At 68.9% G+C, this 13594-nt stretch carries 13 protein-coding genes; 4 read left to right on the plus strand and 9 right to left on the minus strand.

The features are described 5' to 3' along the window. The first annotated feature begins 197 nt into the window (after positions 1 to 197). The gene (locus AC3WRR_RS35505) at positions 198 to 476 is read left to right on the plus strand and encodes a GIY-YIG nuclease family protein (RefSeq protein WP_010809788.1); all 279 of its coding nucleotides are present in this window, start codon (positions 198 to 200) and stop codon (positions 474 to 476) included. A 68-nt stretch (positions 477 to 544) separates the two neighbouring features. Here the strand turns inward: AC3WRR_RS35505 and AC3WRR_RS35510 are convergent, their stop codons facing one another. Both AC3WRR_RS35510 and AC3WRR_RS35515 read right to left on the minus strand, forming a co-directional pair. Continuing rightward, complete coding sequence (locus AC3WRR_RS35510; RefSeq protein ID WP_010809789.1) at positions 545 to 967, minus strand: organic hydroperoxide resistance protein; 423 nt, start codon at positions 965 to 967, stop codon at positions 545 to 547. 47 nt (positions 968 to 1014) lie between these two features. After that, positions 1015 to 1491, minus strand: a complete 477-nt coding sequence (locus AC3WRR_RS35515) for a MarR family winged helix-turn-helix transcriptional regulator (protein WP_011616382.1) — start codon at positions 1489 to 1491, stop codon at positions 1015 to 1017. A 182-nt stretch (positions 1492 to 1673) separates the two neighbouring features. Between AC3WRR_RS35515 and AC3WRR_RS35520 the strand changes: the two genes are divergently transcribed. Beyond that, complete coding sequence (locus AC3WRR_RS35520; protein WP_454749995.1) at positions 1674 to 3140, plus strand: DegQ family serine endoprotease; 1467 nt, start codon at positions 1674 to 1676, stop codon at positions 3138 to 3140. A 260-nt stretch (positions 3141 to 3400) separates the two neighbouring features. Next, on the plus strand, positions 3401 to 3733 hold the full coding sequence (locus tag AC3WRR_RS35525) for a hypothetical protein (RefSeq protein ID WP_010809792.1): 333 nt from the start codon (positions 3401 to 3403) through the stop codon (positions 3731 to 3733). Between the two features lie 153 nt (positions 3734 to 3886). Here AC3WRR_RS35525 and AC3WRR_RS35530 read toward each other — a convergent pair whose 3' ends face one another. The 5 genes from AC3WRR_RS35530 to AC3WRR_RS35550 form a co-directional block, all read right to left on the minus strand. Further along, entirely contained in the window at positions 3887 to 5470 is a 1584-nt protein-coding gene (locus AC3WRR_RS35530) for an MFS transporter (protein WP_011616384.1), read from the minus strand. Further along, positions 5467 to 5955 (minus strand): MarR family winged helix-turn-helix transcriptional regulator, encoded by a 489-nt coding sequence (locus AC3WRR_RS35535; protein ID WP_011616385.1) that lies wholly within the window; start codon positions 5953 to 5955, stop codon positions 5467 to 5469. Before AC3WRR_RS35535 ends, AC3WRR_RS35530 begins: the two co-directional genes overlap by 4 nt. 123 nt (positions 5956 to 6078) lie before the next feature. Beyond that, the gene (locus tag AC3WRR_RS35540; protein WP_041688273.1) at positions 6079 to 8049 is read right to left on the minus strand and encodes a transglutaminase TgpA family protein; all 1971 of its coding nucleotides are present in this window, start codon (positions 8047 to 8049) and stop codon (positions 6079 to 6081) included. Further along, complete coding sequence (locus tag AC3WRR_RS35545; protein ID WP_492299522.1) at positions 8046 to 9077, minus strand: DUF58 domain-containing protein; 1032 nt, start codon at positions 9075 to 9077, stop codon at positions 8046 to 8048. The genes AC3WRR_RS35540 and AC3WRR_RS35545 overlap by 4 nt, the downstream gene beginning before the upstream one ends. A 5-nt stretch (positions 9078 to 9082) precedes the next feature. Then, positions 9083 to 10009 (minus strand): AAA family ATPase, encoded by a 927-nt coding sequence (locus tag AC3WRR_RS35550; protein ID WP_439672307.1) that lies wholly within the window; start codon positions 10007 to 10009, stop codon positions 9083 to 9085. Between the two features lie 253 nt (positions 10010 to 10262). On the opposite strand from AC3WRR_RS35550, the gene AC3WRR_RS35555 reads away from it, so the two are divergent. Further along, entirely contained in the window at positions 10263 to 11084 is an 822-nt protein-coding gene (locus AC3WRR_RS35555; protein ID WP_492299525.1) for a phytanoyl-CoA dioxygenase family protein, read from the plus strand. Between the two features lie 15 nt (positions 11085 to 11099). Here the strand turns inward: AC3WRR_RS35555 and AC3WRR_RS35560 are convergent, their stop codons facing one another. Next, positions 11100 to 11942: an IclR family transcriptional regulator gene (locus tag AC3WRR_RS35560; RefSeq protein WP_010809799.1), complete on the minus strand. Its 843-nt coding sequence runs from the start codon at positions 11940 to 11942 to the stop codon at positions 11100 to 11102. Positions 11943 to 12060: 118 nt separating this feature from the next. Then, the coding region (locus AC3WRR_RS35565; protein WP_492299527.1) for an MFS transporter at positions 12061 to 13594 on the minus strand (1534 nt) is incomplete at its 5' end.

Raw genomic sequence — 13594 nt, forward strand, 5'->3', positions numbered from 1 at the left:
AGGTCCGTGAAACAGCTCCGCGCCGATGATAGTGCGGATTCCCGTGTGAAAGTAGGTCATCGCCAGGCTCTTATTCCGCAGAACCCCCAGCCCCAAAAGGCTGGGGGTTTTTGCTTTTGGCGCGGCGGAAAATGGAATGGCTCGCCGCCGCCGCTCCGGCGTAATACTATTACCGCTGAATCCCCATTACCCATCCCATGTCGGCTGACAGCGCCTGGTACCTCTATCTGCTCGAATGCACCGGCGATTCCATCTACACCGGGATCACGACCGATGTTGCCCGCCGCTTCGCCGAGCATCTGTCCGGAAAAGGCGCTAAATATACGCGATCGCGCAAGCCCATACGCGTTTTGGGCCAATTGCGCTTCGACACGAAATCCGAAGCGTTGAAAGCGGAAATCGAGATCAAGCGCTTGAGTTCGACACAGAAGCGCGCATTTTGCGCGCAACTGCCAGCAACCGAGCCGGCCCGGTAGCCGGCAGTGCGACAAAACAAAAAGGCCGGTATCGCGCAAGCGATACCGGCCTTTTCCATGCTTGCCGATCAGACCACAGTCAGCGTCACGTCGATATTGCCGCGCGTCGCGTTCGAGTACGGGCACACCTGGTGCGCCTGTTCGACCAGCTTTTCGGCAGCCTCGCGCTCGAAGCCCGGCAGCGAGATCTTCAGTTCGACCTGGATGCCGAAGCCTTGAGGGATCGGGCCGATGCCGACCGCGCCTTCGATCGTGGCATCGGCGGGCACGGTGATCTTCTGCTGGCCGGCCACGTAGCGCATGGCGCCCAGGAAGCAGGCCGAATAGCCGGCAGCAAAGAGCTGTTCCGGATTCAGGCCATTGCCGGCGCCACCCATTTCCTTGGGCACGGCCAGCTTGGCGTCGAGCTGGCCGTCGGACGTGGTGGCACGGCCGTCACGGCCGCCGGTGGCGGTGGCATGGGCGGTATAAACGACTTTTTCGAGTTTCATCTAAGGCTCCGGTTTGTTGCCCGAGAGGGGCGTATCAATGCTTGCCGTCAGTCCGGCAGGCTGGAATCGGTCCGCGCCTGTTCAAGCGTCGACCGCAGTGCATGCAGGCGCTGCGTCAGGGCCTGGATCTCTTCGACCGGGCACTGCGTGGCGCACAACATCTGTTCAGGAATACGGGCTGCGCGCTGGCGCAATGCGCGGCCGGAGTCGGTCAGGCTGACCAGCACCCGCCGTTCGTCGGCTGCGTCACGGGTGCGCGTGACCAGCCGCGCCGTCTCCAGCCGCTTCAATAGTGGCGTCAGCGTCCCCGAGTCCAGCGCCAGCCGCGCGCCGAGGTCCGAGACCGTCAGCGTTTCCGCCTCCCACAACACCAGCATCACCAAATATTGCGGATAAGTAAGTCCAAGCTCACTTAAGAGTGGCTTGTACAACTTGGTCATGGCCAGTGAGCTTGAATACAGCGCAAAGCACAGCTGGCGATCCAGTAGCAGCAAATCCGGGGAGGGGTCGTTGTCGCGTTCCATGGCGATATATTAGACACAATTAGATTGTGCGCAAGATAAATTTTCATTTCGCCGAAATGTGCTCGATACGCCCGTGCATGGCCTGGTGCTGACCCTTAAGTCTGTTTTAAGTCTGGGTCGCTAGCATGACCGTGTCGCGTCGCAAACTGCCGACGCCTGATGCACAAGGAAAGGAACCACACATGATGCGCCAGACCATTGCTCGCACGGCCGTTGGTATCGCGGCCCTTGCCGCCCTTGGCGGCGGCTATGCCTATCTGCAGAAGGAAGTCATCACGCCGGGGTACGCGGCACCTGCGCCAGCCGTCGCGCCAGCGCAGCCGGCGGCCGCCGTGGCCACGCCGACGGATTTCTCCGGCATCGTGGCACAGTACGGGCCCGCCGTGGTCAATATCAGCGTCACCGCGCGCGCCCAGCGCACCGCGGCGCAGATGCCCCCGGGCATCGATCCGGACGATCCGCTGTTCCAGTTCTTCAAGCGTTTCGGGCCGCAGTTCCAGGGTCCGCAAGGCGGCCAGCAGCAACTGGTGCGCGGACTGGGCTCGGGCTTTATCGTGAGCCCGGACGGGCTGATCCTGACCAATGCGCACGTCGTCGACGGCGCGCAGGAGGTCACGGTCAAGCTGACCGACCGCCGCGAGTTCAAGGCCAAGGTGCTCGGCAGCGATCCGCAGACCGACGTGGCCGTGATCCGCATCGACGCCAAGAACCTGCCGGCCGTGCGCCTGGGCGATCCTTCGCAGGTGCGCGTGGGCGAGCCGGTGCTGGCGATCGGTTCTCCCTACGGCTTCGAGAACACCGTGACCGCGGGCATCGTCAGCGCCAAGTCGCGCTCGCTGCCGGACGATACCTATGTGCCGTTCATCCAGACCGATGTTGCCGTCAATCCCGGCAACTCGGGCGGGCCGCTGTTCAACCAGCGCGGCGAGGTGGTCGGCATCAATGCGCAGATCTACAGCCAGACCGGCGGCTACCAGGGCCTGTCGTTCGCGATCCCGATCGACGTGGCCACCAAGGTGCAGCAGCAGCTGGTGGCGCATGGCAAGGTCACGCGCGGTCGTCTCGGCATCAGCGTGCAGGAGGTGAACCAGGCGCTTGCACAATCGTTCGGGCTGCCCAAGCCTACTGGTGCGCTGGTCAACTCGGTCGAGCCCGACAGCCCGGCCGCGCGCGCTGGCCTGAAGCCTGGCGACGTCATCGTGCAGCTCGACAATGACGTGATCGACCATTCGGGCGACCTGCCCGAGCACGTGGCCGATATCAAGCCGGGCACGCAGACCTCGTTGAAGATCATCCGCAAGGGCCAGCCGATGACGCTGTCGGTGACGGTGGGCACGGCCAGGGACCGGGCCGTCGCACAGAAGGGCGGTGGCAGCGAGGCCGGTGGCCGGCTGGGGCTGGCGGTGCGCCCGCTCACGCCGGCGGAGAAGCGTGGCAGCGGCATCGACGGCGGTCTGGTGGTCGAGGACGTGGCCGGTCCCGCCGCGCGCGTCGGCATCCAGCCGGGCGACGTGATCCTGTCGCTCAACGGCACGCCCATCAGCTCGCCCGAACAGCTCAAGTCGCTGGTATCGAAATCGGGCAAGCAGGTGGCACTGCTGGTGCAGCGCGACGATGCGCGCATCTTCATTCCGCTCGACCTGGGCTGATTGCCGCGGGCACGCCAGACTGCCCGCAAGCCGTTAACTGGCAAGGCTTTGCTGCCCGCGCGGGCCGTATACCCCGACGTATACCGACACGTATACGAAGCCGGTATACGGCCCGCTAAGCCTTGCCGGAGGCGGGATTCAGCGCAACGAACTGCTTACAGAAAGCGCGCCAGCAGGTATTATCTCGACTGCGATGCACGAAGCATGCGGCGGCAGCCCCCGCCGACCCTGGTTCTGCTGAATCGACAAAGAGGAAGTCTATGCAGTTGGATTTCACCCGCGCCATCACGCCGGGTACCGATAGAGCGCGGCGACTGACGTCCACGACGTCCACCGCCGGCTCCGCGCCGAAGCCCCGGCGGCGCAAGAAGGTTGTCGCCCCCCACTGGGAGCGCGGCTATCGCTCACACTTCTACCGCAACGAACGCGGCGACAAGCTTGGCGAAGTGCGCCTGTCCGAGCGCGGCGATATCCCCGTGGTCTACCACTGGGCCGCCGGCAATTACTCTGGCGCAGAAGGCTCGCTGGCCCACGCCCGTGCGCGCGTGGAAGAGACCATCGGTTTCGGCATGCGCCAGCTCTCGCTGTTCTGAGCAGGTACTTCGCCGGTGCCGCATCCGCCGGCACTGCGACCCGTCCGCGCCATCGCCTCGCGCGCGGTGCCTTCGCTTCTCCCCAAGATTCCGCGTCTGTTCCGCAGTAGTTCCAGTCGTCGCACCGCTTGCGCATAGCCGCTCGCGCGGGCTTCAGGGCAGTCGCCGCTGCAGCAGCATGTACGCCGCCGCCCCCAGCGCCAGCACCGCAATCAGCCGATAGATATCCTCGCAGGCAATCAGCCTGGCCTGCTGCTCGATCAGCCCGTTCAGTTGCGCGAGCGCGCCCAGGTGGGCCTGCGCCGCATCGAAGCCGCGTGCGGCCAATGCCGCCTGCATGGCAGCCATCCAGTGTTCGGTCTCGGCGGGGCGCTGGCCCACCGCGTGCAGCAGGCTGTCGTGCACCGCGAACTGGCGGTTCTGCAGCAGCACCGCACCCAGCGCCGAGGCAAAGGAGCCGGCGACCTGCCGCATCAGGTTCTTGCTGCGGTAGCCATGGGCGAATTCATCGGGACCCAGCGCCCGGAACGTCAGCCCGGCGATGGGGATGATCACCAGCACGCCGAACAGGCCCTTGCCGACCAGCCCCCATGCCAGCGCCGGCGGGCCGGCGTCGGGCGGCATCTGCGAGAACCACCATGCCGTGGCGGCCATCAGCACCAGGCCGGCGACCATCAGTGGCTTCTTGCGCGTCAGGCGCGGCGCCACCTGCAGGTAGACGAAGATGCCGGCCAGGCTGACCAGCGCGGCAAAGGTGTTGAGCCAGCCGGTGGCCGCCAGCGGGATCTTCAGCGCCTGCTCGGCGTAGATCGGGAACAGGTAGCCGCTCAGGTTGCTGATCATGTAGTACACGAAGTACATCGCCAGGCCGGTCAGGTACACCGGGTGGCGCAGTGCGCGCAGGTGCAGCACGGGTTCGCTGTGGTGCCACTGGTGCCACAGGAACACGGCCAGCAGCGCCAGGCCCGCGGCGGCCACCAGCGCGAGCCTCAGCGGGTGCGAGAACACGTCGAAGCGCGCCTCGGTCAGCGCCGCCTGCAAGGTCACGATGGCGGCGCCGAACAGCAGCAGCGGCCCGAGCGCGGGGCCGCCGGTATCGGTGCGCGGCTCCGCATCCGGCAGCAGCAGCCAGGCACCCAGCGTGGCCAGCGCGGCGAACGGCAGCACGCCGTAGAACACGTCCTGCCATACGCCATGGTCGATCAGCTCGGCGGCGAAGGCCGGGCCCAGCGCCGACCCCGAGAAGATGCCGATCATGAAAATGCGGGTGGCGCGCGGACGCGCGGTCGGGCCGAACAGCACGTTGACCAGGATGCGGCAGCTGGTGAACAGCGCGCCGCCGCCCACACCCTGGATAAAGCGCGCCACCACCATCTGCGGCAGCGCATGGCTGGTTGCGGCCACGACCGTGCCCGCCATGAACAGCAGCAGCGCCCCCGTCAGGTAGTAGCGGTAGCCGAACCGGCGCGACAGCCATTGCTGCTTCAGGATCATCAGCATGCTGCCCACGGCGTAGGCCGCCTGCACCAGCGCGAAGCTGCGCGGGTCGGCGTCGAGGCCGCCGACGATATGGCTGGAGGCAAACACGAACATGATGTTCTCGAGGAACTCCAAGCCGGTGGCCAGCGCCAGCAGCATCATCAGCAGGGTCTGGCGCTGCCGGTGGCTCAGCCAGCGCAGCCACCGCATGCTGACGCGCAATCGCCACAGAGGCTGCCAGGGTGAGCCGGGCTTCATGGCTGGAGCCCCTCCAGGGTCTGGTGCAATTGAGTCAGCGCACGCGTGGCGCCGGCCAGGCCGCCTGCGCCGAGCGGCGCCCAGGCCTCGCCGTAGGCGGCATGCACCGCGGGCGCGGCGCGCTCCAGCAGCCGGCGGCCGGCCGGGGTCAGGGTCAGCTCCAGGCTGCGCCGGTCGCTGGCCGACGCCCGCCGGCGCAGCAGCCCGCGCGCTTCCAGGCCGTCCAGCAGCCGCGTCATCTGCGTGCGCGTGGCGTCCAGCGTGGCGCCCAGCTCGGACGGCATGCTGGGCCGGTTTTCGTCGACGGCAAGCATGCTCAGCAGCAGGTACTGGCTCATGTCCAGTTCGAACGGGGCCAGCGCCTGGTCGATATGGCCGCGCAGCAGGCGCGCGGTGCGCAGCAGCAGCCTGGAGGCCAGGATCAGGTCGCGCGGGGCCTCGGGATGGCGGGCGCAGAAGCGGTCGATGCGTTGTTCGAAAGACATGGCTGGAGGCGTTGCGATCCACGCGAGCGGCGGATCGATTGCATTCGATATAGTTGCAGATGTAATTATATCAAGCGAAGCTAATCCCGGCAGGGCGTGCCGGCCGGCGTGGCTGGCGGGGGCTTAATGCCGCAACGCCGCGGCGATCTGGCGAATGCCTGCCCGCATCGCTGCCAGCGCCTGCGCATGGCCCGCGGCCGGCAGGTTGCCGTAGCGCAAGCCGACATAGGCGGCGCTGACGGCAGCGATCGCGTCGGCCGCGCGCGGCAGCCGCGCACTGGCGCGCGCGGCGAAGTCTTGCGGTCCTTCGGCCTGGGCGCGCTCGCAGCCGTGGCGGGCCAGCAGGGCGCAGAAGCGGGCATAGGCCGCATCGACCGGGTCTGCCGGCCCGCGGCGCCGCCACAGCGGCACCAGCGCCAGCAGGCACAGTGCGCCCAGCACGCCGGCCAGCAACTGCCCGGCGCCCACGCCGGCGCCGAGTGCCAGCAGCAGCCGCTGCTGCTGCGCATGGTCGTACTGCAGCACCCAGCGCTGCCAGGTGTAGACGACGCCTTCATAGGCCCAGCGCAGGTCCTTCAGCCATGCCGGTTGCTGCGACGGCCGCCAGTCCGCGGCTTCGCTGCCCACTACCGCATCCAGCCCCTGTTCGATGCGACCCGGGGCAACGGCGCTGGTCGGGTCCACGCGCACCCAGCCGCGGCCGTCGAGCCAGACCTCGGCCCAGGCATGCGCATCGGACTGGCGCACCACGTAGTGGTTGCCGATGGGGTTGTACTCACCACCCTGGTAGCCCGTGACCACGCGCGCGGGCACGCCGGCGGCGCGCATCAAGAAGACGAAGCTGCTGGCGTAGTGCTCGCAGAAGCCGCGCCGGGTGTCGAACACGAAGCTGTCGACCTGGTCGCTGCCCAGCGGCGGTGGGCTCAGCGTATAGGCAAAGGGCGCCGCCGCGAACAGCCGCAGCGCGGCTTGCACGCGCGCGACGGGATCGGCATGGCGGTCGGCCCATTGGGCGGCCAGCGCGCGGGCGCGCGGATTGCCGTCCGGCAGGCTCAGGGCCAGCCGGCGCGTGGCGGCTGTCAGCGCTTCGGGCGCGGGGGACAGCGTGGAATGCGTGCGGTAGCGGATGCGCTGGTCCACCGGCCGGCGCACCATGAACTCGCCGTCGGGCGTGGCGGCGCCATCCACGCCGGCGGACAGTGCCTGGCCGCGGTCCAGCGCGAACAGCCAGCGCTGCTGGCTGGGCTCGAGCGTGATGCTGATGTCGATGCCATTCGTGTTGCCGGCGGCGGGCGCTGGCGCCAGTTGCTGCCGGCGCTGCCGCGACGGGTGCCAGGTGGTGCCGTCGTATTCCCACAGCACCAGCGCACGCCAGTACAGCGCCGCGGCGGGCAGCGGCGGGCCGGCGACCTCGGCACGCAGGGCGATTTCGGGAGAACGGATCAGCTGCCCGACGCTGCCCGGCCGCATGGTGTCGCTGATGCCGGTGGTGCCGCGCGGCGCCGATTGCGGCAGTTGCCACAGCGGGTGCTCCAGCCGCGGGAACAGCACGAACAGCGCCAGTGCCCACGGCAGCCCCAGCAGCGCCATGCGTCCCAGCAGCGGCCAGATCGCCAGCCGGCTGCGCGCCTCGGGGTGGTGCAGCAACAGCCAGTTGCGCAGCACCCAGGCGCCGATCGCCAGGCTGTACAGCGCCAGCCAGAACGGCTGGTCGGACAGGTACAGCGTCAGCAGCAGGTAGAACGACAGCTGCGTGACCAGCGTCGCGTCCGACAGCGCGCGGCATTCCAGCAGCTTGAGGATGACAAAGGCTCCCAGCAGCGCCACGGCGAGCTCGCGCCCCATGCCGCCGCCGTCCTGCCACACCAGCGCGCTGGCCACCAGCAGCACCATTACCGCGGTGATGCCGAGCATCCAGCGCGAAGGCAGCGGCGCCCGCCGCCGCCATAGCAGCCAGCGCCAGCCCAGCAGCAGCACCAGCAACAGGCTGACCGCCACCGGCAGCGTGCGCGCCTGCGGCGCCAGCACCAGCGCCAGCTGGCCCAGCAGCAGCCCATGGTCGTCATGCCGCAGCGGCCGCGCGACGGGTTTCACGCGCGGTCTCCGGCGCGGCAGGCCGCGGGCCGTTGCGGCCATAACGCCAGCGCTTCCAGGCAGGCGCGCCGGTGGCTGGCGCCGCGCGCTGGCGGCAGTTCTACGCCGGTCAGGCGCAGGCCGATCTCGGCATCGTCACCGGCGGCCAGCAGCCACGCGCACAGGCGCGACAGCCGCGCTTCCGCCTCCATGCCGGCCGGGAGTGCGTACCAGTCCAGCCAGCGCGCCGGTTGCTGCGGTGGATCGCCGGCGCGGCTGAGCCAGCGGCCGGTGCGCGCGCTGTGCTTCCAGGCGATGCGGTGCAGCGGGTCGCCGCTGCGGTAGCGGCGCAGCTGGTCGATGCCGTCGTCGCTGCTTGCCGCGCTCGCGGCCGTGTGCACGCCATCGCCAGCGTCTGGCCGATATGCGGCAGGCGGTGGCGGGGCATCGGGCTCCGGGGCGGGATAGACCAGCGTCGACATGTCCAGGTCCGCATAGCTCCAGACCCGGAACAGCCCGAACGGAAAGCGGCTGGCGATCGCCACGCGCGGCAGCACCAGCCGGCCCCGGCGCGCAGTCGGCACGTGCAGGGCGAGCATCTCGCTGGCGCTGCCATCGAGCGTCAGCATGGCGGTTGCCACGTTTGGCAGCGTCGGCACGCGCGCCTCGATGCCGATGCGCGCGTCGGCATCGCGGTTGTCGATGCGCAGCTGGAACACGGCATCCTGCCCGGCATGGGCCGGCGCCGCCGGGCCCGCGGCCACGGCGAGGTCGAGCAGGTTGCGGTAGGCCAGCCACATACACGCCATGCCGATGCCGGCCAGCAGGAAGGTCAGCGCAAAGCCCAGGCTGATGTTGTAGTTCAGCGAAGTCAGCAGCATCGCCGCCAGCACGACCGCAAAGCCGAGGCCGCCGCGGGTGGGCAGGATATAGAGGTGGCGCCGATCCAGCAGCAGCGTGCCGCCAGTTCCGCCGGTCGGGCGCCGGCCCGCCGTGCGGCGCTGAGCCATGACCGGCGCGCCGCGGAGCACGCTTTTGCGCGCCGCCATGGCTTTCAGGGAATGGCCACGCCGGCCTGCAGCGCGGCCAGTTCGCCGGCAACGGCGGCGTGGCCGCCCGCGCCGGCGGGCAGCAGCCGATGCGCGGCCACCGCGGTGAAGACCGCCTGCACATCTTCCGGCAGTACCATGTTGCGCTGGGCCAGCAGGGCCCAGGCGCGCGCGCAGGCCAGCAGCGCCAGCCCGGCGCGCGGCGACAGCCCCGCGGCAAAGCCGCCGTGGCTGCGCGTGGCCTGCACCAGCGCCAGCACGTAGTCCACCAGCGCCGGGCTGGCGTACACCTGTGTGGCAGCCTCCTGCAGCGCCAGCACCTGGCTGCCATCCATCACCGGCGGCAGCTCCGGCGCGCTGGCGCCGCCCAGGTACAGCACGCGCTCGAAGGCGGGGTCGGGGTAGCCGAGCGACAGCCGCATGGTGAAGCGGTCCAATTGCGATTCGGGCAAGGCATGCGTGCCGATCTGCTCCAGCGGATTCTGCGTGGCGATCACGAAAAACGGCGACGGCAGCGCGTGCGTGGTGCCGTCATGGGTCACCTGCCCCTCGGCCATGGCCTCGAGCAGCGCGCTCTGGGTCTTGGGCGGCGCGCGGTTGATCTCGTCGGCCAGCACCACCTGCGCGAACACCGGGCCGCGATGGAAGCGGAATTCGCCGGCGTCGCGGACAAAGACCGAAACCCCGATCAGGTCGGCCGGCAACAGGTCGCTGGTGAACTGCACGCGCTGGTATTGCAGCCCGAGCGTGCGCGCCAGCGCATGGGCCAGCGTGGTCTTGCCGACGCCGGGCACGTCTTCGAGCAGCAGGTGGCCGCGTGCCAGCATGCAGGCCAGCGCCAGCCGCACCTGCTGCGGCTTGCCAAGAACGATGCGGCCCAGCTGGGCCTGGGCCTCGGCCAGCGAAGCGACGATGCGTGGGCGAGCTGTCACGTTGGGCCTCGGCGCAAAAGGTGGAAAAAACGGGTGGATGCAGGGAATATCGGGTGAAGACCAGCGCATTGTAGCGGCGCGGGCGGCACGCGGCACCGTCTGTTTCCGTACGGAGAGTGAGTGCCCCGGCGCTGTCTGCATGGTTATGGTGCAGCGCCTGCGCCAGATTGCGCCGGTTCTGGCATCATGAGCCTGTCGGGCCACCGCGGCCCTTCCCATTCCTCTTTCCGCTGCCTGTACCGCGCCTGCTGCAATGACCTCGCTGGACCCCTGCGCCGACCTGCCTTCCTCCGTCCTGTCTGCCGATGCCGGCGCGCTGCCGCGCCTGGTGCAGGCCTTCCACGCCAACGGTTTCGTGATCCTGCGCGGCTTTGCCGATGAGCCGGCGTGCGCGGCGCTGGAGGCGGTGACGCGTGAGCACCTGGCCGCGGCGGTGCCGCCGGTGGAGTTCGAGGCCGACCTGGGCTATCCCGGCGCGCCGGCCGCACGCGATGCCGCCGGCGGCGGCACGGTCAGGCGGCTGCGCCAGGCCTACGGGCGCGACGAGGTCTTCCGCCGCTGGGCCAGCGCCCTGAAGCTGGTGGCGGTGGTGCAGGCGCTGCTGGGCGAGCCCGCCCGCATCACGCTGGCGCACCACAACTGCGTGATGACCAAGCATCCGCACTACGGCAGCCAGACTGGCTGGCACCGCGATACGCGCTACTGGTCGTTTGCCCGGCCGGAACTGGTGACGGTGTGGCTGGCGCTGGGCGACGAGGACGAACGCAACGGCGTGCTGCGCGTCATCCCGGGTTCGCACCAGGCGAAGCTGGAGCCGGGCCAGCTGGACCCGGCCGAATTCCTGATCGAAGCCCACCCGGCCAGCCAGCCCCTGCTGGATGCCGCGCAGCCGCTGGCGCTGCACCGCGGCGACGTGCTGTTTTTCGACAGCCGGCTGTTCCATGCGGCCGGCCGCAATGCCTCCGACGCGGTCAAGCTGTCAGTGGCGTTTGCGTATTTCGGGGCCAGCAACCGGCCGCTGGACGGCACGCGCTCGGCCGAGTTCGGCAGCGTGGAGCTGCCCGCGGCAGTCTGATCCCCGCGGCTGCGCTCAGGTGCGCAGCCCGACCAGCCCGGAAATCTTCTCCGAAGCTTCCAGCAGCGGCGGCAGGAAACGCTCCAGCATCTCCTGCGCGCTGGTGCGGTTGGCCTGGCCGCTGATATTGATGGCGGCGATGGTGTGGCCGGCACGGTTGCGGATCGGCGCGGCCAGCGACACCAGCCCTTCTTCCAGCTCCTGGTCGTTGAGCGCCCAGCCGCGCTTGCGGATGTCGGCGACGATGGCCTTGAGCGCATCCACGTCGGTGACGGTGCGGCTGGTGCGCGCGCGCAGGTCGGTGGCGCGCAGCACGCTGTCGAGCTCGGGCTCGGCCAGGCCGGCCAGCAGCACCCGCCCCATCGACGAGCAATAGGCCGGCAGGCGGCTGCCGATCGACAGGTTGATGGTCATGATCTTGCGCGCCGGCACGCGCAGCACGTAGACGATCTCGGTGCCGTCCAGCACTGAGATCGAGCAGCTTTCATGCACCTGCTGCGACAGCGTCTCCATGATCGGCTCGGCCAGGTTCCAGAACGGCATCGAGGTCAGGTAGGCGAAGCCCAGGTCCAGGATCTTGGGCGTCAGCCGGAACAGGCGGCCGTCGGCCTGCACGTAGCCCAACCCCACCAGCGTCAGCAAGATGCGGCGCGCGCCGGCGCGCGTCAGGCCGCTGGCCTGGGCGATCTCGGTCAGCGTCTGGGCCGGGTGCTGCGCGTTGAAGGCCCGGATGACCGACAGCCCGCGTGCAAAGGACTGCACATAGCTGTCGCTCGGCTTTTCGGGCGTGGCGGCGGCGCTGTCGGCGGTCTGCGGTGCTCGCGGCGGGTTCTGGCGGGAATCGGTGGGGCTGGCCATTTACGTAGCCCGGCGCGGTTCGCCGGATTGGCACGGAAAGGCCGAAAGGGTAGAGGAAATGGCGGGATTGCGCCAGTACCGGCCCCGGACATGGCCTGGCGCCCGGCGCGTGGGTTCCTTACCGGAAGCTGCGCTGCGCCAGCACGAACACCGCCGCCACCACGCACAACACGGCAAAGCCGTGCAGCATGTCCATGCCGGCCAGCAGCGTGGCCTGGCGGTCGACTTCCAGCGAGATTTTGGCCAGACTCGTTGCCGAGAGCGCATCCGGCGCCTGCAGCACCGGGTTGTAGCGGGTGATGTGTTCCACCAGGTGGGTGCGGTGCTGTGCCAGGCCGTCCTGCATGAACACGCTCGCCAGCCCCGTGCCCATTGCCGAGGCGATCTGCTTGCACACGTTCTTGAACTGGTAGGCGTGCGAGAAATCCTCGACCGGCACTTCCAGGTAAGTCATCGATGCCACCTGCACCATCAGCAGCACCGGCGTCAGCCCTTCAAGCAGCACCACCGGCACCAGCGCGTAATCCGGCGCGCCCGGCATCAGCTGCTGCGACAGCAGCATCGCCGCGCAGGCGTAGACGACAAAGCCGATGGCGATCACGCGCCGCTTGCGGAACACCAGCGCCATGCCCAGCGTAATGACGATGGCGCCGATGGCCGACACCGTGCCGCTGGTCGACAACAGCATGCAGGTGGTGCGGAAGGTCAGCCCCAGCCCGGTCTGCGTGAGCGAGGGCAGCAGGAACGACCAGGCCGACGAGAGCAGGTAGTACAGCGTGTAGAAGCCCAGCCCGTACAGGTACTGGCGTCCGGCCAGGCGCGAGAAGTCGATCCATGGATCCGGATGGCGATACAGCCGCCAGCCGCTGAAGGCGAACAATGCCAGCCCGCACAGCGCGGCCAGCGGCATTTCCAGCGAGCTGAAGAAGCGCGTGTAGCGCATCTCCTGCAGCGTATGCAGGAACACCAGCGCGCCCAGCGCGGCGGCGATGGCGGCGGGCCAGTCCAGTGTCGATACCGGCGGATGCGGGTCGCGTGGCGCGCGGGTCGGGTAGGTCAGCGCCACCGACAGCAGTACCGGCAGCGCAATGCCGGCCTGGAACAGGAACACCGCGCGCCAGCCGATATCGTCCAGGAAGATGCTGGTCAGCCACGGCGTGATCGCCAGCATTGAGAACGCGCCGCCGCCGAAGCGCAGCATCAGCGGGCCGCGCTCGGCCGGCGTCGATACCAGCTGCACCAGGATGCGCGAGGCCGCGAACAGGCCGCCGGCACCCAGCCCCTGCACCGCCTTGCCGGTGATCAGCCCGGTGGGGCTGGCAAACTCGGCGCAGATCAGCGAGCCCAGGACAAATACCAGCAGCGACCCGATGGTGAAGCGCTTGTAGGTGACGCGGCGCGCGACCTGGTCCAGCACCATGTTCATCAGCACCGCGGTGGCCGCGTAGGCCGAGATCGCGTACAGATAATCTTCCGGCGCGGCACCGACGCCGCCCTGGATATGCTGGCTGGCCACGCCCATCATCAGCGTGGACGAGAAGTCGATGCCGGTCACCAGCCCGAGCGTCAGGCCGAACAATGAAAGACGCCAGTGACCCATTTCCGGGTGACTGGCGAGTTGCATGCGTGGGCGCTGGGGAATGGGGGCGGCG

Source organism: Cupriavidus sp. FW305-3-2-15-C-LB2, assembly GCF_058787575.1.